General features: G+C 68.7%; 14 protein-coding genes. 2 read left to right on the forward strand and 12 right to left on the reverse strand.

Annotated features, from left to right (window positions below):
* Nucleotides 1-14: 14 nt before the first annotated feature.
* From ACTWPT_RS44325 to ACTWPT_RS44360, 8 genes are all read right to left on the reverse strand, one after another.
* Nucleotides 15-914, reverse strand: coding sequence for a carbohydrate ABC transporter permease (locus ACTWPT_RS44325; protein WP_443183552.1), 900 nt, complete (start codon nucleotides 912-914; stop codon nucleotides 15-17).
* The gene (locus tag ACTWPT_RS44330; RefSeq protein ID WP_443183553.1) at nucleotides 911-1,828 is read right to left on the reverse strand and encodes an ABC transporter permease; all 918 of its coding nucleotides are present in this window, start codon (nucleotides 1,826-1,828) and stop codon (nucleotides 911-913) included. The genes ACTWPT_RS44325 and ACTWPT_RS44330 overlap by 4 nt, the downstream gene beginning before the upstream one ends.
* On the reverse strand, nucleotides 1,825-3,489 hold the full coding sequence (locus ACTWPT_RS44335) for an ABC transporter substrate-binding protein (protein ID WP_443183554.1): 1,665 nt from the start codon (nucleotides 3,487-3,489) through the stop codon (nucleotides 1,825-1,827). Before ACTWPT_RS44335 ends, ACTWPT_RS44330 begins: the two co-directional genes overlap by 4 nt.
* Nucleotides 3,490-3,821: 332 nt before the next feature.
* Nucleotides 3,822-5,900: a beta-galactosidase gene (locus ACTWPT_RS44340; protein ID WP_443183555.1), complete on the reverse strand. Its 2,079-nt coding sequence runs from the start codon at nucleotides 5,898-5,900 to the stop codon at nucleotides 3,822-3,824.
* A 20-nt stretch (nucleotides 5,901-5,920) separates the two neighbouring features.
* A complete protein-coding gene (locus tag ACTWPT_RS44345) occupies nucleotides 5,921-6,832 on the reverse strand; it encodes a carbohydrate ABC transporter permease (protein WP_443183556.1) in 912 nt (303 codons plus the stop codon).
* Nucleotides 6,829-7,731, reverse strand: a complete 903-nt coding sequence (locus ACTWPT_RS44350) for a carbohydrate ABC transporter permease (protein WP_443183557.1) — start codon at nucleotides 7,729-7,731, stop codon at nucleotides 6,829-6,831. The genes ACTWPT_RS44345 and ACTWPT_RS44350 overlap by 4 nt, the downstream gene beginning before the upstream one ends.
* Entirely contained in the window at nucleotides 7,728-9,101 is a 1,374-nt protein-coding gene (locus ACTWPT_RS44355; RefSeq protein ID WP_443183558.1) for an ABC transporter substrate-binding protein, read from the reverse strand. Before ACTWPT_RS44355 ends, ACTWPT_RS44350 begins: the two co-directional genes overlap by 4 nt.
* Nucleotides 9,098-10,123 (reverse strand): LacI family DNA-binding transcriptional regulator, encoded by a 1,026-nt coding sequence (locus ACTWPT_RS44360; RefSeq protein WP_443183559.1) that lies wholly within the window; start codon nucleotides 10,121-10,123, stop codon nucleotides 9,098-9,100. Before ACTWPT_RS44360 ends, ACTWPT_RS44355 begins: the two co-directional genes overlap by 4 nt.
* A 501-nt stretch (nucleotides 10,124-10,624) precedes the next feature.
* Here ACTWPT_RS44360 and ACTWPT_RS44365 point away from each other — a divergent pair.
* Both ACTWPT_RS44365 and ACTWPT_RS44370 read left to right on the forward strand, forming a co-directional pair.
* On the forward strand, nucleotides 10,625-13,321 hold the full coding sequence (locus ACTWPT_RS44365; protein ID WP_443183560.1) for a glycoside hydrolase family 3 C-terminal domain-containing protein: 2,697 nt from the start codon (nucleotides 10,625-10,627) through the stop codon (nucleotides 13,319-13,321).
* A gap of 372 nt (nucleotides 13,322-13,693) precedes the next feature.
* Nucleotides 13,694-14,701, forward strand: coding sequence for an NAD-dependent epimerase/dehydratase family protein (locus ACTWPT_RS44370; protein ID WP_443183561.1), 1,008 nt, complete (start codon nucleotides 13,694-13,696; stop codon nucleotides 14,699-14,701).
* Nucleotides 14,702-14,707: 6 nt separating this feature from the next.
* On the opposite strand, the gene ACTWPT_RS44375 is transcribed toward ACTWPT_RS44370, so the two are convergent.
* Genes ACTWPT_RS44375 through ACTWPT_RS44390 form a run of 4 tightly spaced genes read right to left on the reverse strand, consistent with a single transcriptional unit; the run spans nucleotide 14,708 to nucleotide 21,796 of the window.
* Entirely contained in the window at nucleotides 14,708-15,886 is a 1,179-nt protein-coding gene (locus tag ACTWPT_RS44375; RefSeq protein WP_443183562.1) for a cytochrome P450, read from the reverse strand.
* 26 nt (nucleotides 15,887-15,912) lie between these two features.
* A complete protein-coding gene (locus tag ACTWPT_RS44380; protein WP_443183563.1) occupies nucleotides 15,913-19,659 on the reverse strand; it encodes a type I polyketide synthase in 3,747 nt (1,248 codons plus the stop codon).
* The gene (locus ACTWPT_RS44385; protein ID WP_443183564.1) at nucleotides 19,659-20,720 is read right to left on the reverse strand and encodes a ketoacyl-ACP synthase III family protein; all 1,062 of its coding nucleotides are present in this window, start codon (nucleotides 20,718-20,720) and stop codon (nucleotides 19,659-19,661) included. The genes ACTWPT_RS44380 and ACTWPT_RS44385 overlap by 1 nt, the downstream gene beginning before the upstream one ends.
* A 26-nt stretch (nucleotides 20,721-20,746) precedes the next feature.
* Complete coding sequence (locus ACTWPT_RS44390; RefSeq protein WP_443183565.1) at nucleotides 20,747-21,796, reverse strand: ketoacyl-ACP synthase III family protein; 1,050 nt, start codon at nucleotides 21,794-21,796, stop codon at nucleotides 20,747-20,749.
* Nucleotides 21,797-21,835 lie beyond the last annotated feature (39 nt).

Below are 21,835 nucleotides of genomic sequence, written 5' to 3' on the forward strand. Positions count from 1 at the left end.
TCGGTCGCCATGCCTCAGCCCTTGATGGCGCCGGTCAGGACGCCGGTGCGGAAGTGCTTCTGGACGAAGGGGTAGACGATCACGAGCGGCACCAGGGTGAGGACCACCACGGCCATCTGCAAAGACAGCGGCGCGGTCTGCGAGTGCGCCATGCCGAAACCGGCGTTGACCGAGCCGGGCATGCCGACGCCGCGGTTGACGTAGGTCAGCAGCACATATTGCAGCGGCCACTTCTCGCTCTCCGTCGGCATGTAGAGCATGACGTTGAAGAAGGAGTTCCAGTAGCCGACGGCGTAGAAGAGGGTGATCACCGCGGTCACCGCCCGCGAGGTGGGCAGGATGACGGACCAGAGGATCCGCCAGTCACTCGCTCCGTCGATCCGGGCCGCGTCCATCAGTTCGGCGGCGGTGCTCGAGTAGAAGGAGCGGAGGATCAGGATGTTGAAGACCGAGACCGCGCCCGGGAGGATCAGCGCCCACCACTGTCCGTAGCCGCCCAGCCCGGTCACCACCAGGAACGTCGGGATGAGGCCGCCGCTGACGAACATCGTCACGATCAGCAGCACCAGGATGAAGCGGTGCCCGAACGAGCCCGATCGCGACAGGCCGTAGGCGCACAGGACGGAAACGACCATGGAGATCGCCGTGCCAATGATGGTGATGCCGAGGCTCACCAGCAGCGCGGTGCGCACGGTCGGGCCCTTCAGCATCTCCTCATACGCCTCGAAGGTGATTCCGTCGGGCCAGATCACCAGGCCGCCGGCCCGGTTGATGGCGCCCTTGGTGGACAGGCTGGTCAGCACCACGATCCACAGCGGAACCAGCACGATCAGCAGCACCCCACCGAGGGTGACGCCCTTGGCTGACTGGCCGGCCAGGGTTGGCGGCTCCTGCCAGCTTGGTCTTTGACTCATTTCCGGTACAACCCGTCCTCGCCGAAGGAATGCGCCAGCTTGTTGGCGCCCCAGATGAGCAGGAGCGAGATCACGCTCTTGAACAGGCCCGCCGCCGCGCCGAAGCTGTAGTTCGTCGTGGCGATGCCGTAGTAGAAGGCGTAGGTGTCGAGCACCTCCGCGGCCTCGTGGCCGACCGCATCGCGCTGGATGAGGAACTGCTCGAAGCCGACGGTGAGCGCGCCGCCGAGCCGCAGCACCAGCATCAGCACGATCACTCCGCGCAGGCCCGGCAGGGTGATGTGCCACATCCGCCGCCAGGGCCCGGCGCCGTCCGCCGCGGCCGCCTCGTACAAGCCGGGGTTGATGGCGGCCAGCGCGGCCAGGAAGACGATGATCCCCCAGCCCGCCTCCTTCCACACGCCCTGGAAGGTGACCAGGAGCGCGAAGGTGTCGGGATTGGTCATCACGTCCCAGGTGGCCAGATCGTTCGAGCGCAACCATTGGTTGAACGCGCCCGCGCCGCCCAGCATCTGCTGGAAGATCGTGATGACCAGCACCCAGGAGAAGAAGTGCGGCAGGTAGACGACGGACTGGATGAAGTTGCGCACCCGCTCGGTGAGCACCGAGTTGAGCAGCATCGCCAGCACGATCGGGATCGGGAAGAACAGGATGAGCTGGACGAAGCTCAGATAGAGCGTGTTACTCAACGCGTGCCAGAAGCGCGAGTCGGCGAAGAGCTGCTGGAACTGGTCGAGGCCGGCCCAGTCGCTGTCCCAGATCCCGATCAGCGGGTCGTAGTACTGGAAGGCGGTGATGACGCCGACCATCGGCGCGTAGCTGAAGATCAGCAGCAGGACGACTGCGGGCGCCACCATGATCAGCAGGGATCGGTCGCGCCGCAGTCTGTCCCGCCTGGTCAGGCCCTCGTTCACTGGCCCGTGCCGTACTTGTTCAGCACGTTCTCGGTCATCCAGCCCTTGAGCCGATCGACGCCGTTCTTCTTCCAGGAGTCGATGACGGCCTTGACCTCGGCGACCGTCTTCTTGCCGTGGTAGCAGTCCTTGATGGCGTCGTCGATGGCCTGCGAGGTCTCCAGCAGGGAGATCTGCTGGGGCATGCTGATGTTCATGTTCCAGAACACCGGCTTGATGAGAGCGTTAACATTCTTGGCCTGCCAGGCCGCGTAGTCCTTGGTGACTTGGTCGGCGCCGGGGTTGCTGATGACCAAGGGTGGCGAGGCCAGGAAGGGAAAGGTCGAGGCCTGGACGAACTTCTTGCCGTCCTCGGTCGCGGTCGGCACGCCGTCCTTCATCGTGTGGTGGACGCCCTCCGCTCCGAAGTTGATCAGCGTGTACTCGGCCGAGCCGTACGGCGCCGCCAGGTAGTTGGCGATCGCCAGGCACTCCTCGATCTGCTCCGGCTTCAGGTTGATGTTGAGGTAGCTGATAATGCGGGCCGCCTCGCCCATGTACATGCGTCCGGGGCTCTTGCCGTCGTGGGAGATGTAGTCGAAGGCGCCCCGCCGGTAGTTCTTGTCGGCGGCGACGCCCGACTCGTAGTCGGCGAGGTGCCAGCCGCCGGCGCCCCCGCCGGAGATCAGCACCTTGCCCGCGTAGAAGCGGGCGTTGCTGTCGGCGTTCCGTCCGGCGATCGCGTCCGGGTGGAGGTAGCCCGACTTGGCCAGCTTGTAATGCCAGTCGAGCGCCTCGAGCAGCTGCGGCAGCTCGTACTTGTGGATCAGCTTGCCGCCCTCGACCTTCCACTTGAGCGGGATGTCCCAGGCGAAGCCCATGTAGGTGTAGACGTCGTCGAAGGCCCACACGCCGCGCTTGGCGTCGGTCAGTTCCTTGCCGAGGTTCATGTAGTCCTCGACGGACTTCACCTGGTCGGGGGTGATGCCCTTGGCCTCCAGGATGTCCCGCCGGTAGGTGATGTAGCCGGGGACGCTGAAGTTGGTGGAGAAGGAGGGGATGCCATACAGCTTGTCGCCCCACACGCAGGCCTGCCAGGCGCCGGTGGGGATGGCGGCGAGGTTGGGATACTTCTTGACCTTGTCGCCGGCCAGGTACGGGGTCAGGTCGGCGAGCTGGGTGCCGACCAGCCGGTCGGTGCCGAACTTGGCGTTCCACCAGTTCGGCAGCTGGATCCAGTCGGGCAGCTTCTTGGCCGCCGCCATCGGCGTGACGATGGTGTCGTAGTTGTTGCCGTCGGCCGGCTTCATGGTGAGGGTGGCGCCCAGGGCCTTGTTCATGGCCTGGTAGAAGGAGTTGTTCGCGGACGGCACCGTGCCCCAGAGCGGGGTGACGGCGGTGTAGCTGCCGCCCTTACCCGGCACTCCCTGGACCGTGGCGATCCCGCCGGAGGGGTAGGACAGGAAGGCGGGTTCGGTCACCCCTCCGCCGGAGCCGGTGACGGAGGCGATGTCCGCCTTGACGGAGGTGCTCGGCACGTAGGACGGGAGCGCCGCCTTGAGCCCGGTCTTGGTGTTCGTGCCGACCTTCTGCTTCTGCTGGGGTGCGCTGCTGCAGGCGGCGAGGAGAGGAGCCATCGCGGCGGCACCGATGAAGCTTCTGCGGTTCAACTCGGGTTTCATGGGGGGTTCACCTTCGAAGTCGTCGAAGCGCTTCTATGTTGCCGCGAGACTAATGACATGTTTCCGGCAACACAATGGACGTTGTTAAACGAAAGTTTCTTTCTGGTGGGCATTTGACAGCCCGGCAGGCTCGTGACAGCTTCGATGCGCTTCGCTGACCGCGCTCCCATCGAGCCTGCTCAGAGGTCTGACACGTGCGCTCCATCGGTATGCGCTCAGACCTCGCCCGTCCGCTTCTTAGCGATGTTCTGTTCGTCGTGGTCGCGCGGCATGCGCATGACGCCGGCGGGCGAGGGGTGCCGGCCTTTCTTCCCGCACCGGCACAGCGACGGCTATGGCATCTCCAGCAGGACGCGTACATCCCATGGACCGAGACGTAGTTCCGCACCGGCCGCATGGTCGGCGCCGGCGAGCACGTCGCGCACCGCGGTCGGTGCCGGGACGGCGACCTCCTGCCAGGTCCAGTTGTGCAGGAAGCGCAGCCGCCGCCCGTCCGCCGTGACGGCGCCGGTTGAGGTGACGCCCGCCGGCATGCCGCCCCACGACCCGGCATCGGGGACGAGCCAGCGGAACAGCGCCGCCGCCATGCCGGGGTTGGGGATGGTGCCGACGTAGGTGATGCGGCCCGCGCCGTACGGGCGGGTGGTCACGGCCGCCCACCGGCCGAAGTGCGGGTGCCGGTAGCCGGCGAGCACCTCGGCGTCCTGCGCGTGCGCTCCGTCCGCCCATCGGGTGCCCGCGGCGTCGGACGGCAGCCTCAGCGGTGAGCCAGGCGCGGCCTGCACGGGCAGGTCGGCCGGCAGGTTGCTGAACTCGTCGTACGACACGCCCGCGGGCTCGGCGAGCCGGGCCGGCTGGACCTCGCGGCGCGCGCGTGCCTCGTGATCGGCGTACGCGGTGCGCGGCCCGAGCACCAGGTGGCCGCCGGCCGAGGCGTAGGCCGCCAGCCAGTCCAGCGTGGCGTCGTCGGCCGCGTACAGACCGGCGGCGACGAGGACCGGGTGCCGTGCGGCCATCTCGCCCGGCTCGGCCGCCACCGCCTGAGCCGCGTGCAGCACCCGTACCTGGAGGCCCGCCTCGAACGCGCCACGGTAGAACGGGTCGAAGATGCCCTTGTAGGAACGCCGGTCCGGGCCGCCGTCCGGCAGCGCCAGAGCCGGCTGGGCGGTCAGCGCCCAATTGCTCGGTATGGAGTAGAGCATCGCGACGTCGGCGTCCGGGATCAGGCCCGCGACCAGCTCGCCGGCCGTCTCCAGCTCCGCGCCGATCCGGGCGATCTCCCGATAGACGCGGCCCGGGCGGCCGCTGTGCGGCAGGACGCCGCCCCAGTAGGTCTCGGTGCCGAAGACCAGGGTGCGCCACTGCCAGTACTCGATCATGTTCGCGCCTCGCGAGACGAGCGCCCAGGCGGCCTGCCGCCACTGACCGTCGTACGCGGGCTGGTTCATCCACGACGGACCGATGGCCTGCGCGTTGGTCTCCGTGACCAGGAAGGGCTCCTGACGTGAGGCGAACATCCGGTCGCCGCTGAGGTAGAACGCCCAGGTGTCGTGGGTGGCCCACTGCTGGGGGCCGCTCTCCCCGGCGGGCAGAGCGAGACCGTCCTGCATGACGTAGTACGGGTTGCCGGCGGTGACGTCGAGATGCCGGGTTAACTCGTCGTCGGCCACCGCCGGCCGGTCGTAGGAGATGCAGGTGGTCACGAACTGGTCCGGCCTGGCATATTCGCGCACGATGTCCGCCTGCCAGGCGATGAACTCGGTGACCTGCTCGACCTGGAAGCGGCGCCAGGCCTGCTCGTACTGCGGTTGCGCGTTGCCGTCAGGCGTCCACAGGTCGGCCCAGGTCGACAGCCGATGCGACCAGTAGACCAGGCCCCACTCCTCGTTGAGCGTCTCCACGTCGCCGTAGCGGTCGCGCAGATGATCAACGAAGCGCTGGAAGACACCGTGGTTGTGCAGCAGCACCGGGCCGGGCTCGTTGTCCACCTGGAAGCCGATCACCGCCGGGTGCCCGGCGTACCGCTCCACGATGCGCCGGATGATCCGCTCGGCGTGGAAGCGGTAGGCCGGGTGGGTGAAGTCCATCTCCTGACGGGCGCCCCACGGGATGCGCCGTCCCGAGCCCCGCTCGCCGGCGATCTCGGGGTACTGGCGGGCGAGCCAGGGCGGCACGGCATAGGTCGGGGTGCCGAGGATGACGCCGATGCCGCGCTCGTGCGCGCCCTCGAGCGTGGGCTGGAGCCAGTCCAGGTTGAAGCGCCCGTTCTCGGGCTCCCAGGTCGACCAGACGGACTCGCCGACCCGGATGACGGAGAAGCGCGCCTCGGCCATCAGGTCGAGGTCGGTCTTCAGCAGCTCACTGGGGTGATATTCGGGGTAGTAGGCGGCGCCGAGGAGCACTCGCGACACGTGTGTTCCCTTCGTTTCGTTCATTGCTTGACCCCGCCGGCGGTGAGGCCGTTCTGCCAGTAGCGCTGGAGCATCAGGAACGCCGCGACCAGCGGGATGATGGACAACAGTGAGCCGGTGACCACGAGGGGGATGACGTCGCCGGTGCCGCCGCCGCCCACCGACGCCCGCCCGGCCCAGTTGGCCAGGCCGACGGTGACGGGGTAGAGGGAGGGGTCGTTGAGCATGATCAGCGGCAGGAAGTAGTTGTTCCAGGTGGCGACGAGCGTGAAGAGCAGCACAGTGACGAAGCCCGGCGCGAGCAGGCGCAGCACCACCTGACGGAAGATCCGGAACTCGCCGGCCCCGTCGATGCGGGCCGCTTCCAGGAGGCTGTCGGGCACCGCCTCCTCGACGTACACGCGCATGAGGTAGAGCCCGAACGGGTTCACCAGCGAGGGCAGGATGATCGCCCAGGGCGTGTTCACCAGCCCGACGTTCGAGAAGATCAGGTACGTGGGAATGACCAGCGCGGTGCTGGGCACCATGATCGCGCCGAGGACGGTTCCGAACAGCAGCCTGTTGCCGCGGAAGGCGAACTTGGCGAACCCGTAGCCGCCCAGTGCGGCCAGCAGCGCCGCGCCGCCCGCGCTCACCAGCGCGTACATCCCCGTGTTGAGCAGCCACTGGACGTACACTCCGCCGTCAGCGGTGAAGACGTTCCGGACGTTGGCCGGCAGCGCGAAGTCGTCGCCGAACCAGAGCCCGAAGCTGGAGAACAGCGCGCCGGTGGTCTTCGTGGCCGCCACCACCAGCCAGAACAGCGGCAGCAGGAAGTAGATCAGGACGGCGAGCATCCCCAACGTGAGCACCGGGCTACGACGCCGGCCCGCTGCGGCGGAGTGGGCGGCGCCGGCCGTGGCCCGGGGCGGCGCCGTTGCGGTGACGGTCATCTTCTCCTCCGGGCGACGGCGAGCTGGACGGTGTACGACACCACGACGATGACGAGCCCGAGCAGGAAGGAGACGGCCGCCGCGTAGTTGACGTCCTGGCTGACGAAGGCCAGGGAGTAGGTGTACAGGTTGGGGGTGTAGGCGCTGTCGATGACGTTGGGGGCCAGGCGCTGCAGCAACGCCGGCTCGTTGAACAGTTGGAAGCTTCCGATCACCGAGAAGATCAGTGCCATCAGAAGGGCGGGGCGCAGGGCGGGGATCTTCACGCTCCAGGCGATCCGCCAGGCGCCGGCACCGTCCACGGCCGCGGCCTCGTACAGCTCGGTGGGGATGGCGCGCAGCGCGGCATACAAGATGATCATGTTGTAGCCGGTGAACTCCCAGGTCACGATGTTGGCCACCGAGCCCAGCATCAAGTCGCTGCTGAGCAGGTCCGGCGCGGGCAGGCCCAGCGCCTCGGCGAGCTGGGTGATCGGCCCAAACTGCGGGCCGTACAGGTAACTCCACATCAGCGCGGCGATCACGCCGGGCACCGCGTACGGGACGAAGATCCCCAGCCGGATCACCCGCGACAGCCACATCGCGCCGCTGTCCAGGGCGAGGGCGAACAACAACGCCAGCCCCAGCATGATCGGCACCTGGACGAGGAAGAACCGGCTCACGCGCAGCACGCCGTCGAGCAGCCGCTCGTCGCTCAGCGCCTGGATGTAGTTGTCGAGACCGGCGAACCTGACACCGCCGATCAGCTGCTCCCGGAACAGGCTCAGATATCCGGCGTACGCCAGCGGCGCCACGAGCATGGCGACGAACATGATGAGGAACGGCGCGACGAAGAGGTAACCCGCCCTGTCCCGGCGGGCGCTCGCCCGCCGGGACGGCGGCACTGTCATGACGCTCATCGCGCGACCTTGAAGCCCTGCTTCTCGGCGTAGGTGGTGATGGTCTGCTGCCACTTGTCCAACCCGGCGGCCGGGTCGGTCTTGTCGGCGAGCGACTTGCCCACCGTCTCGTTCCAGTCGTTGTTGATCTGGTCCATGAACGGCAGCCAGGTGAAGTCGGTGGGGACCGTGCCGCTGATGTCGGCGAACACCTTGTTCACCTGCTGCCCGCCGTAGAAGTCCGATTCCTGCTCGACAAAGCCCGGGTCGCTCAGCAGCGCCTTGGTCGGCGGGTACAGGAACTGCAGGGTCGTCAGCATCCTGGCCGACTCGGGGTCGGTGTTGAGGAATTCGGCGAACTTGGCCGCGGCGATCGGGTTCTTGGTCATCTTGACGACGGCGCTGGTCGAGCCGCCCCAGTTGCCGGATTTCTGCTCACCGGCCGTCCACTGCGGCAACGGCGCGACACGCCACTTTCCGCGGGTCTCCTTGGCACTGGTGGACAGGAAGAGCGGGCCCCAGGCGGCGGTCAGCCAGGTCGCGTACCTGCCCTTGTTGAGGGCCTGGAACCACTGGTCGCTGAAGTCGGCGTCGGTGGACACGACGCCCTCCTTGACCAGGCCGCTCCAGTAGGAGGCGAGCTTCTTCGACGTCTCACCGGCGACGTCGACGGAGACTTGGTCGGCGCCCTTCATCTGGAACGGCTTGACGCCGGCCTGCCACATCAGGCCCGTCCAGATGGAGTTGTGGTTGGTGGGGAAGTTGGTCAGGTACACGCCGGGGTCGGCGGCGTGCAGCTTGCGGGCCGCGGCGGCGAACTCGTCCCAGGTCTTCGGCGGCTGGATGCCGTGCTTGTCGAAGATGTCCTTGCGGTAGAGCATCCCCATCGGCCCGGTGTCCTGGGGGATCGCCCAGACTTCGCCGTTCCTGCCGCTCACCTGGCCCCACGCCCAGTCGACGAACCGGTCCCTGAGCGCCTCCGCGCCGTACGGCCGCAGGTCCAGCAGACTGTCGGTAATGGCGAAGCCGGGAATGTGCTGGTACTCGATCTGCACCACGTCCGGGGCGCCGCTGCCGGCCTTGAGCGCCGTCCGCAGTTTCGTGTACTCCGCCTGGCTGTTACCTGCGTTGACCACCTTGACGCTGATGGCGGGATATTTCTTCTGGAAAAGCGCTACTTCCTTGTCGATGTCGGGCAGCCAGGTCCAGAACGTGAGCTCGGTCGGCGTCTTCATCGCCTTGTCGATGTCGGCCTGGCTGATGGCGGCGGGCTTGCCCTCGCCGCCGCCGGTGCCGCCGGTCGTGCCGCCGGTCGTGCCGCCGGCGCATCCGGCGAGGAACAGGGCCGCGGCGGCTCCCACGGCGAGCCGTCTCTTCCTCGGCAAAGTCATCTCTTACTCCTTGGGGGGGTCGTCGACCGGCGTAGCACGAGCTGCGCCGGTAGGTCGTCGACGGTCGCCGAGCCCGGGGCGTTCTCGATCTGGTGGACGAGCAGGTCGAGCGCGTGCGAGGCGATCGCCTCGAAGTCCTGGCGGATGGTGGTCAGCGGTGGCGATAGGTACGCCGCGGCCGGGATGTCGTCCATCCCGACGACGCTCACCTCTTCGGGGACGGCGCGGCCCGCCTCAGCCATGGCCCGCAGCAGGCCGATCGCCATCTCGTCGTTGGCCACGAACACCGCGGTGACCTCCGGATCTGCGGCCAGTCGCCGGCCGGCCTCGTAACCCGAGGCGGGCGACCAGTCCCCTTCAATCGGCGGTGGCGCGGCGATCCCCGCGGACTCGAGCGCGTGCCGCCAGCCGCGGGCCCGGTCGCGCGACGCCAGCCACTGACCAGGCCCCGCGACATGCCAGACGGTCGCATGCCCCAGGCCGAGCAGGTGCTCGGTGGCGAGCCGGCCGGCATCGAAGCCGGATGCCCCGGTGACCACCAACCGGGGCCCGTCGAGACCGGGGAACCTGCCGAAGCTGAGCACGGGGATGTCCGGGTCGATGCGCAGTTCCTGCCCATCGTCTACCGGCTCGGACAGCACGATGCCGTCCACACCCTGGTCCAGCAGGGACTCCACCGCGCTCGTGATGCTGTCCGGTCTGCCCTCGAACGTGTGGACCACGCTGAACGCATAGCTCGTCTCCCGGGCCCGCCGCTCCAGCGCGACCAGCAGCGCCGAGGGCCCGTACAGCGAACTGCCGAGCGAGACCATCCCGATGCGCTGGAAGCGGCCCAGAAGGAGCGCGCGGGCCGCGGTGTTGGGGCGATACCCGAGCTCGCGAGCCACCGCGAGAACCCGCTCCCGAACGTCGGCGCTGACGTACGGCTCGGCGTTCATGACACGCGAGACGGTCTTCTGCGAGACGCCGGCGCGCCGCGCGACGTCGGTGCTGGTAGGGGCGCGGCGCCTGGCCTCCGACATAAGGGCTCCTCGATCCTGCCTACGTAGTCAGACTGGGCGGACCTTCGGCCTGACTACGTAGTCAGACGGAATGCCCATTACTCTCGTTCCGGAGACACCTCGTGTCAAGGGTTTGTTTCACGCACGTTTCCGCGCCCATGGCCACCCCGCGTGCGCCGGCTGCGACGGCTCGGGCGCTCCCAGGCCCTCCACTCGCCGGGTGGCCCTGTCGTCGAAGCGCTTCCGTGTTGCCGCGAGACTAATGACATGTTTTTCGACAGCACAAGGGAAGTTATTAAACGAAAGTTTCTCTCTGATGAGGCATTGACAGTTCGTCAGGCTCGTGACAGCTTCGATGCGCTTCGCTGACCACTCTCCCATCGAGCCTGCTTAGAGGTCTGACACGTGAGCTCCCCCTCTCTGTCCGCGGCCGACGCGGTTCCCTTCAGGGACCCCGCATTGCCGATACACAAGCGCGTCGACGATCTACTCGGACGGTTAACCTTCAACGAAAGAATCGCGATGCTGCACCAGTACGCGCCTGCTGTGCCGCGTCTGGGCATCGCCTCGTTCCGCACCGGGTCCGAAGCCCTGCACGGCGTGGCGTGGCTGGGAGTTGCGACGGTGTTTCCGCAGGCAGTGGGCCTGGGGGCGACGTGGGATGAGGAGTTGGTACGGCTGGTCGCCGAGGCCATCTCGGTCGAGCTGCGCGCCTTCCACCGCCACCGCCCGCCCGTGATCGGCTCCGGCGCCAACAGCTTGCAGGCGTGGGCTCCCGTGGTGAACCTGTTGCGCGACCCGCGCTGGGGGCGCAACGAGGAGGGCTACTCCGAGGACCCGGTGCACATCGCGCGGCTCGGCGTGGCCTATTGCAAGGGTCTGGCCGGCGACCATCCGACCTTCCTTCGTGCGGCCCCGGTGCTCAAGCACTTCCTCGCGTACAACAACGAGGACGACCGATGCGTCACCTCCTCCGGCGTACGTCCCCGTGTGCTGCAGGAATACGACCTGGCAGCGTTCCGGCCCGTGGTCGCCTCGGGCCTGGCCACCGGCGTCATGGCTGCGTACAACTTGGTCAACGGCCGCCCCTGCCACGTCAGCCCGCTCATCGAGACGGAGCTGCGGCGGTGGGCCGAGCCCACCGGACACGAGCTGTTCGTGGTCAGCGACGCGGAGGCGCCGTCCAACCTGGTCGATCTGGAGCACTACTTCGACGACCACGCCGAATCCCATGCCGCCGCGCTCAAGGCCGGCATCGACAGCTTCACCGACCATGGCGAGGACAGCGAGACTCCGGTCGGCAGGCTGCGGGAGGCGCTGGGCCGGGGACTGATCGATGAGGACGACATCAACCGCGCGGTGCGACGGCAACTTTCGCTGCGCTTCCGGCTCGGGGAGTTCGACCCGGACCTCGACCCGTACGCCGCCATCGGTCCCGAAGTGATCGACTGCGCCGAACACCGGGCTGTCGCCCTGCGCGCCGCGACCGAATCGGCGGTGCTGCTCAAGAACGACGGCCTGCTGCCCCTGACGGGCACCCCTCGTGTGGCGGTCATTGGCCCCCTCACGAACAGGCTGTTCGAGGACTGGTACAGCGGCACCCTGCCCTACCAGATCGGCGTCGCGGCGGGGCTGGACGAGACACTCGGCGAGGTCGTCCGTGTGGAAGGGGCCGACCGGATCGCGCTGCGCGCCCGCTCCACCGGTGAGCTGCTGGGCGGGTCCTCCTTCGAGGTCGTCGACTGGGGCGGCGGGGCGTGCACCCTGCGTGACGCCGCCACTGGCCGCTACCTCAGCGTCCAGGACGACGGTTCACTGGCCGCAGACCGGGAGGTGCTCAAGACCTGGTTCATCAACGAGACCTTCCGCCTCGAACCGGTCCCCGGTGGCGTGGTGCTGCGCAACGTTCGCACCGGCCGGTACGCCGCGATCGACCCCGTCGACGGGCGGCTCAGCGTCACCGCCGAAACCCCCGCCGCCGCCGAATGCTGGGAGCGCGAACTCCTGCATAACGGTACGGCGGAGGCCAGGGCCGCCGCCGAGGACGCCGACGTCGCCATCGTGGTGCTCGGCAACCACCCGCTGATCAATGGCCGTGAGACGGAAGACCGCCGGGATCTCGCGCTGCCCCCGGGACAGGAGGCGCTGCTGCGCGCGGTCGCCGAGGTCCGCCCCGAAACCGTGCTCGTGACCATGAGCAGCTACCCCTACGCCCTGGACTGGGCCGACAAGCACCTGCCCGCCATGGTGTGGACGTCCCACGGCGGGCAGGAAACCGGCCGAGCCCTGGCTGCCGTCCTGCTTGGCGAGGCCGACCCCGGGGGGCGGTTGCCGCAGACGTGGTACCGCGGCGACGACGAGCTCCCGCACCCGCTGGACTACGACATCATCAAGGCGGGCTGGACCTACCAGTACCACCAGGCCGCCCCGCTGTACCCCTTCGGCCACGGACTCTCCTACACGGAGTTCACCTACGGCGACCTGCGGCTCTCCTCGGGGACCCTGGCCACGGACGGTGCGGTCGACGTCTCGATGACGCTGACCAACACCGGAACCCGGCCGGGATCCGAGGTGGTGCAGCTCTACGTCCGAGGGTTGAACGCTCGCTACGAGGCCCCCCGGCTGCGCCTCGCCGACTTCCGCAAGGTCGTGCTGTCACCGGGCGAGAGCCGGGAACTCACCTTCCGGCTGTCAGCCGAGCACCTCGCCCACTGGGACGTGGCCGGCGGGGAATTCGCCGTCGATCCCGGCGGCTACGAGGTGCTGATGGGCCGCTCCGCCGGTGACATCACCCGGACGGCGCCGATCACGGTGAGCGGTCCCGCCCCCGGACCGCGTGTCCTCGTCGACAGGAGCACCTCGGCCGTCGACTTCGACGACCACACGGGCATAACCCTGGTCGACGCCACCCGCACCGCGGGCGACGCGGTCGCTCCCGCCAGCCGGGCCCGGCCCGCGACGCTGCTGTTCCGTTCCACCGACCTGTCCGGGGCCATCCGCATCGAGGCCGAGGTCGCCGGTATGAGCGCGGGGAAGCTGGAGTTCCTGGCGGGCGACCGGCTGCTCGTCGAAATCCCGGTGCCGGTCACCGGGTGCCGCTACGCGTGGACGACCGTCGCCGAAGACCTGAAGACCTCGCCGGAAGGCGTCCATGACCTGCAGGTGAACCTGCACGGCGACATCCGGCTCGCCGCGTTCCGCTTGGGCTCGACAGCCTGAAACGAGCGATTCGCCCCGGTCCCCCGCATCTGGCGTGGGACCGAGCACGGCGGGATCCCGTGGGCCACCAAATCTCGTCTCACCTGTCCGATCCAGACGCAGTCGCATGCCGCTCTGCAACTGGCAGGACGTGCGGTGTGATCGGCGCCTTCCCGACGCACAACGCCGGCAGTCCCGCTGGACTGGACGCCTGGTCGAGCGGTGGCGGTAGAGTCGCCTGATCCCTTCACGAAGCCGCTGCTCAGGCTCTACATGCAGGTTTTGGCACCCCAAGATAACGCCCGAGCACGACCAGGCCCTGATTGTCGGCCACGTTGGTGCGCTTGTCGTGACGAACCTGGGGCCTCGACTGTGGCGGGTTAATATCGCCTGGTGACGGTTCACGACCGACGCGCCTTCATCATCGGAGGCACGGGGCAGATCGGCCGGGCCACAGCCGCCCGACTCACTGTGGCCGGGTACGCGGTGACCCTTGGGCACCGCCGGCTCCGTCCGGACGCCGCGGAGCCGGACGGGGTGGCGTCGGTCCAGGTCGACCGGGCCGACACCCAGGCGCTGCTCAATGCCCTCGACGGCCACGATCTGGTCGTGGACACGGTCGCATTCACCCCACACCACGGTGCGCAGCTCGCCCAGTTGGCCGGCCGCGTCGGCTCGCTGGTGGTCATCTCGACGGGAGCGGTCTACAAGGCTCCCGGCCTGCCGGTGCCGATCCCGGAGACGTGGCCGACGGTCGAGCGCGACACCCACGACTATCCGGCGGGGAAAGCGGCGCTGGAGCGTCTCCTGCTGGCGACGCCCGGCCTGCCGGTCAGCATTCTGCGGACAGGCGTGCTGCACGGCCCGTATGGCAAATCGCTGGATCACTGGTCGTTCATCAAGCGGGCGCTGGACAAGCGGCCGCACGTCGTGCTCGCCCAGGACGGGCGGAGCCGGTTCCCCACCTCGGCGGTCGCGAACGTCGCCGAGCTGATATATCTGTGCGCGCAGCACCCGGCGGCCCGGGTCCTCAACATCGCCGATGACCCGCTGACCGTCGCCGAGATCGGAGCCAGGATCTTCGCTGTCATGGGCCACGAGGCAGAGATCGTCACCTTCGCGGGCCCGTCGCGTCCGGACGGCCTGGGTTTCAATCCGTGGAATGTGCCTGAGCCGATCGTGTTCAGTCTGGACAGGGCCCGTACCGAGCTCGGGTACCGCCCTGCCGTCTCCTACGACGACGCGCTGCGCCAGGACATCGGATGGGCCGTCCCCGCCGTAACCGAGGCCGAGGCGGGCGGCGGAGGCTGGCAGGATGTCTTCCCTGATCTGATCGTTCGCCACGGCCCCGACGTCTGGTTCCCTTATGCGGCCGAGGACGCCTATGTCGCCGGCGCGTAGGCGGCCCTACCAGGCAACAGGCATCGCGTGTAGCCCGAAGAACGGGGCATCGTCAGCGAAGGACAACTCCTCCAACCCGATCGCCAGGTGCAGCGTCGGTATCCGGGTCAGCAGCGTGCCGTAGGCGATCTGCAGCTCGGCGCGGGCGAGGTTGCGGCCGATGCACTGGTGTACCCCATAGCCGAAGGCAACGTGGTGGTGGGCGGACCGGTGGATGTCGAACTCGTCGGGGTTCTCGAACGCCCGCACATCACGGTTGGCGGATGCGGCCAGCACCGTCAGGCGATCACCTGCGCGGATCCGCGCAGAGCCGATATCCATGTCGTCGGTCGCAATCCGGTCGAAGCTGACCCAGTCCTGCACCGAGTGGAAGCGCAGCAACTCCTCGATCGCACCCGGCAGCAGGCTCGAGTCGGCGCGCAACGCGGCAAGCTGCGCTGGGTGCCGCAGCAGCGTGAGTACGCCTAGGGAGATCGTATTCGCCGGCGAGTCGTAACCCGCGAGCAGCAGGAGGAAACCGATGTTGATCAGCTCGTCCGTGGTCAGCTCGCCGGTGGGCAGGTGCCGAGCGGCCAGCCGTCGGATCATTCCCTCGTGCGGTTCACGCTCTGCGCTGCGGATAAGTTCGCGCAAATAGCCGCGAAGGTCTCTGGACGCCTGGGCTGCCACACTCGGGTCCATACTCGTTACTGACAGCATCCGCAGCCGTGACTCGAAGAACTCGTGGTCGCCGGCCGGGATACCGAACAACTCGCAGAGGACTCGCGACGGAACCCGGCGCGCGTACAAACCGACGAGGTCGGCGGGCGCCCCGGCCTCCAGCAACTCGTCGATCGCTGTATCGGCTATTCGCTGGAGGGCCGGCCGCATGGCGTCCATCGGACGGGCGCCGAGCTCTGAGATCAGCAACCGCCGGAACCGGCTATGTTCCGGTGGATCCATATCGACGAAGAAGCCGTCGTCAGGGCGATCGTCGTCGGGTCCGCGAGGCCGTTCAGGGCGTCCAGTGTTCGAGCTGATCCTCGGGTCACTGAGGATCTGCCGCGCCTCGGCGTAGCGGGTGACCGCCCAGACCGGTGCGCCGTTGGGCAGGGCGGCTCGGACGACCGGCGCGGTGGCACGCATCCGCTGATACTCGTCCGGCGGTGCGAACGGGCAGGTCCGCTCCATCGGGAAGGTCGGCATCGCGGTTATGTCATGCTCGGATGTACTCATTGCGCTTCCCCGTTCGAGCCGGACACCACCCCGGCGATGTAATCGGAAATGGCGGCGATGGTCGGCTGCGCCCATAGCAGCGTCGCCGGTAGCGAGCACCGAAATCGTTGCTCCAGCCGCCGCCGGACGACCACGGTCATCACCGAGTCCAGTCCCTGCTCGATCAGCGGTCGGTGTGGTGACAGGTCGGCGGGGGCGAGCCGCATCTCCTTGGCGATCTGCGCGCCGACCTCCTCGATCAGGAATGTGCGCAGTTTCTCTGGCTCCAGATCGGCGAACGATTCAGCGAGCCGCTCGCTTTTGGCGCCGTTCTCTCCAGGGGTCGGCGTGTCGATCACCGGATACCGCAGCCCCGACAGCCAGCCGACGACAGCGCCGGTGTCGTCGATGATCCGTACCTGCACCGTGTCCGTGTGCTCGTGGTCGAGCAACACTTCGATGTTCACCGTGCCTGTCGGCTTTCCCAACGTGACCAGCCGATCGATATGCGTCACCATGCGCAGCAACGGGTCCCCGGGGAACACGCTCGGTGCCACCGACATGGCCGCGTCCAGGATGGGCGCCCAGGGTGAGGCGCTGGACGGTGCTGGGCCGCACCGCACGCGGGCGCGCAGCGCGCCGTACCCGCGCCGCAGTTCCTCAACGCTCCAGTCGAACCCGGTGTCCGGTACGCCGACAGCAGCCAACCGGCGGGTGACCAAGCCGGGTTCCGTTGATGTGAGCGGCTGCGACCGCGGTGCCGGCGGCTGTCCCGGCCCGGCGGCGATCCTGGCCGTGGCGATCATCTGCCAGGTGCCGTCAGGTTCGCCGGCGATACGGGCGGCCAGTCGCAGCTCGGTGCCCTGCCGTACGATCTGGACCTCGCGGCGGTCGGCGGTCAGCAGCGGAGCCGACATCGTCACTTCGCCGAGCGCTTGACCGCCGGCGGCGGCGAGGAACGTCGCTGCGAGAACCGCGGCCGGTACGATCTCCACGCCCTCGATCGCATGGCTGCCGGGATAGGGCCGCGTCTGGTCATCCAGAACGGTCCGCCACAACCGGACGTCCGTCCCGACAAGATCGACACGGTCGCCGAGCAGCGTGTGCGTGTCCGGATCGTGGCCTCGGCCGCCGGTGTCGGGGGGCGATGGTGTGCGCCAATGCCTGCGACGCTGCCAGGGATACGCCGGGAGCACGACCGGCCCACCAGCGGGTTGTAGCCGGTGCCAGTCCACGTCGAGACCGGCGCAATGCGCCGCGGCCACGGCGGTGAGCATGGCTGCCTGGGCGGGCCGGTTTCGGCGCAGCGACGCGCCCACGAAGACGTCCTCGTGCCCGCTTTCGTTCAGCGTCTCCAGCACCGAGTGCGTGACGACCGGGTGTGCGGAGATCTCGATGAATGCGCGGTATCCGTCGGCTGCGGCCGCAGTGACCGCGTCGGTCAGGCGCACCGGCCGGCGCAGGTTGGCCGCCCAGTACGTGCCGGTAAGCTGAGCCATCATCCGTGGATCATCCAGCGTCGTCGAGTAGACGGCGATGCCGGGGACGCCGGGCGTCAGGTCGGCCGCGGCCGCGGTCAGGTCCGTCGTAAGCGGATCCATCTGCGGTCCGTGGAACGCCACGTCCGAGGTGACCCGGCGGGTCGGAATCCCCTCCTCGAGCCAACCCGTCAGTACCTCGGCCACGGCGTCCGGGTCGCCTGAGACGACCGTGGAGCCAGGTGATGATGCGATCGCGGCGACCACACCGGGATGATCCGCCAATCGCCGCTCTGCCTCGGCGAACGGAAGCCGCACCATAGCCATCGCGCCCCGGCCCGCGACCCGGCGTAGCAGGCGGGATCGCCGGCAGATCAGCCGGGCGCCGTCCAGGCGGCTCAGTGCTCCGGCCGTCACCGCGGCGGCGATCTCGCCGACCGAATGGCCGATCACGGCGTGCGGGCGCAGCCCGTACTCACGCCACAGCTCGACCAGGCCGAGCTGCATCGCGAAGATCATGGTTTGGATGTGGTCAACCTCGGTGAGCTCTCCCACGCTGAGCGTCTTCCGCGGTGAGAACCCGATCTCGTCGGCGAATACCGGCTCCAGCTCGTCGATGACGCCGGCGAATGCCGGCTCGGCGGTCAACAGTTCCCGGCCCATGCCCGCCCACTGCGAGCCGTGTCCAGAGAACACGAACACCGGCCCGGGACCGGGATCACTGAGTACTCGCCCCATGGTCACCGCGTCGTTCGGGGTACCGGCCGCCAGGTTACGCAGTCCGGCGGTCAATGCGGCCTCGTCCTCCGCGGCCACTACCGCCCTGTGCGACAGGTGAGTCCGGCGCAGTGAGAGTGTGTGCCCGAGGCTCGCCAGCGGCACCCGGCCGACGACGTCGGCAAGGTTGCCCGCGGCCTGCCGCAATGCCGACCGCGACGCGGCGGACACCGGATACAAGCGCCCAGCGGGTTCCTCCGTGGGCGCCGGTACCGCAGGCCCCTGTTCGAGGATCATGTGGGCGATGGTCCCGCCGTAGCCGAAGGCGGAGACCGCGGCACGGCGCGGGTACGCGGAGTCGGGCCAAGGTGTCGGCTCGTCGACCACGCGCAGCCCGGCGCCGATCCAGTCGACGGCCGATGTGGGGGTGTCGAGCCGGCTCGGCGGGAGCTCACTGCGACCCAACGCCAGGACGGCCTTGACCAGGCCGGCGATGCCGGCGGCACCCTCAAGATGTCCGATGTTGGACTTGGCCGAGCCGATCAGACACGGCCGCTCCGCCGGCCTGCCGGCCCCGTACACGGCACCCAGCGCGGCGGCCTCGAGAGGGTCGCCGACCGCGGTACCAGTGCCATGCGCCTCGACATAGCCGACCGTACAAGGATCGACGCCGGCCTGCCGCAGCGCGCGGCGCATGACATGCTCCTGCGCCTGGCCGCTCGGCGCCATGATGCCGACGGTGTGGCCGTCCTGATTGACGGCGCTGCCGCGGATGGTCGCGAGCACCAGGTCCCCGTCCCGTACGGCGTCGCGGAGCCGCTTGAGCACCACGACTGCCGCGCCCTCGCCTCGCCCGTACCCGTCGGCGGCGGCGTCGAACGACTTGCTCCGCCCGTCCGGCGCGAGGGTGCCCGCGGCGTCCAAGGTCAGCGTCTCGCCGGGGGACAGGATGAGGTTGACCCCGCCTGCCAGCGCCACGTCGGTCTCCCCTGCCCGCAGGGCCTGCACGGCCAGGTGGACGGCGACCAAAGACGCTGAGCATGCCGTGTCCACCGCCAAGCTAGGGCCACGCAGGTCCAGCGCGTGCGACACTCGGTTGGCCACCGCGCAAGTGGCGGCGCCGATCCCGGTCCAGGCTTCTATGTCGGGCAGATCCTCAAGCAGCCGGTGCCCGTAGTCACCTGTGCAAACGCCCACGTACACGCCCGTGTCCGTACCGGCCAGTGCGCCGGCTGATATCCCGGCGTGCTCCAGGGCCTCCCACGCGGTCTCCATGACCAGGCGCTGCTGCGGATCCATCAGCTCCGCCTCGCGCGGCGAGAGCCCGAAGAACTCCGCATCGAAGTCCGCCACCTCGCTCAGAAAGTGGCCGTGCGACACCGTGCGGCGGATTGCCGCCGTGTAGGACGGGCCACGGTCGGCATAGGCCTGCCAGCGCCCGGCAGGTGCCGGTCCGCTCGTGTCTCGTCCTTGGCACAGCAGGTTCCAGTACTCGTCCGCCGAGTCGGCGCCGCCGGGCAGCCGGCAGCCGATCCCGATCACCGCGATCGCTTCAGACGGTCGATCCATCACGCATCCCCTCCCCGCCTCCGCGACCACGCGGGCGACTCGAGAATTTCCACGACGGCGGCCGAGATGGTCACGCCGGGGCCGTAGGCGAACATCAGGAGATGGTCGCCGGGCCCCAGGCCACCACCGCGGACCAAGTGCTCCAGGGCGAGAACTTGGTCACTGGCTCCGCAGTGGCCGATGGTCCGGCCGAACTCCCAAGCCGAGCGGGACGCCGGGATGCCCAGCCGGTGCTCACAGATTTGATCGGCGATCTCTTGAGAGGTGTTCATGCACGTCATCCGGGTCACGTCCGCCGCCTTTATGCCGGCCTCTGACAGGGCGCGGTCGATCACCTCGACCATCCGTTCGTCCAGCGTCACCAGCACCATGGTCCCTTCGCCTCCGGCGACCGCACGGCGCCGGAACGTGTCGTTGTGCGCGGCGAAGTCCACCGCGCGGCCCTCGGTGACGCCAGGCGGGAACAGCGGCTCGGCACACCGGTGCATCTCCTCGGCTTGCGACACCGACACCGAGCTCACCGAGGCCAGCCGGGCGAATCCCGGCTCGGTGTCGAGCACAACGGCGCTGGCCGCGTCGCCGGCGACGGCCCCAGGCAGCATCCGCCAGCGGTTGGCCAGAGGAGTGCCATAGTTGTCGGCGGCGACCAGCAGAGCCGCCTGGCGCCCGGGTTCGGCCCGCAGGTAGCTCGCGGCCAGTTCCAGGGCTGCGAACATGCCGTTGCAGCCCTGCTTGAGCTGGGTCGACAGGACGCCGTCGCCGACCAGGTGGCGCTGCACGTAGGCCTGCGGTGGCCATCCCTCCGGACCCTGATGCCAGGTGGAGGTGTACAGGAGGAGGTCCAGATCGGCAGGAGAGCGGCCGCTGCGGGCCACCGCGGTGCGTGCCGCCCGCAACGCCATCTCCGGTGCCGGGATGTCACCGGCCACCGCGACCGAGGCGAGCCCGTGCAACTCGACCTCCTCGGCCGGGTACCAGCCCGCCGCCACCGCATGGTCCACGTCCACTGTGTCGGGCAGGTACGAACCGACGCCGCTGATGTACATGTCCGCCGTCTCCATGTCGCCTCCTGGCTCGCTCGAACAGGTCAGTCCGGCCCTCCGGAGGCGTACTCCGGCGGGATGTCCAGGATCCGCAGTACGGCGCAGGCCAGGGTGGTGCCGGCGCCGAACCCGATGAGCAGCATGTGGTCGCCAGGGGCCAGCGCTCCGGAGGCAAGCAGATGGTCAAGAGCGACGAACTGGTCGCTGACTCCGAGGTGTCCGATGCGGGCGCCGTACTCCCAGGTGGTGTCGGCCAGGGTCAGCCCGAACCAGTTGACACCGCGGTGCTCCACGTCGTCCCAGCGCACATGGGGGAAGGCCACCCGCGCCACGTCGTCGAGCGTGATCTCCGCCTCTTTGAGCGTGCGGTCGACCAGCTCCATCATCGTCGTCTGGATCGCCAGCATCACTTGGGCGCCGTCACCGTTCAGCAGGCGCTTGCGGAACTCTCGGTTGCGCGCGGCGAAGTCCAGCGGCCGGCCCACGGTCGCGTCCGGAGGGAACATCGGTACGCCGCCGTCATTGACGGCCTCGGCCTCCGGCAGCACGGTCACGTTGACCGACCGTAGCTCGGCGAATCCGGTGTCCGTGGTGACAATCAGCGCGCACCCGGCGTCGCCCATCACGGTGCCCTCGATCATCCGCCACCGGTCGACCAGCGGGGTGCCGTGGTTGTCGGCGCCGACCAGCAGCGCGGTGCCGCCCGGCCGCAGGTATCCGGCAGTGAGCTGCAGCGCGTTGAACAGGCCGCAGCATCCTTGCCGCAGCTCGATCGCCGGGACGTCCCCGCCGACCAGATGCTGCTGCAGGTAATACTGCGGCTCCCAGCCCTCCGGGCCTTGGTGCCAGACGTCGCAGTACAGCATGAGGTCGAGGCCGGGCGGCGACAGTCCGCCGGAGCGCTCGAACGCCTGCCGGGCGGCGCGGAGGCCCAGCTCCGGGGCCGGTACGTCGCCGGCCACCGCTGCGCCGACCAGGCGGAAGTACTCCGCCTCATCGGCCGGATACCGGCCCTCGGCGACGGCCGTCTCGATAGTGACCACAGGTGGCAGATGGACGCCGATACTGCGCAAGTACGTGCCGGGAGTGCGCATCTAGCCCTTCCTTCAGCGTGGACACGCCGGGGTGCCGGG

It is taken from the genome of Nonomuraea sp. 3N208 (genome assembly GCF_052245935.1).
Taxonomy (GTDB): domain Bacteria; phylum Actinomycetota; class Actinomycetes; order Streptosporangiales; family Streptosporangiaceae; genus Nonomuraea.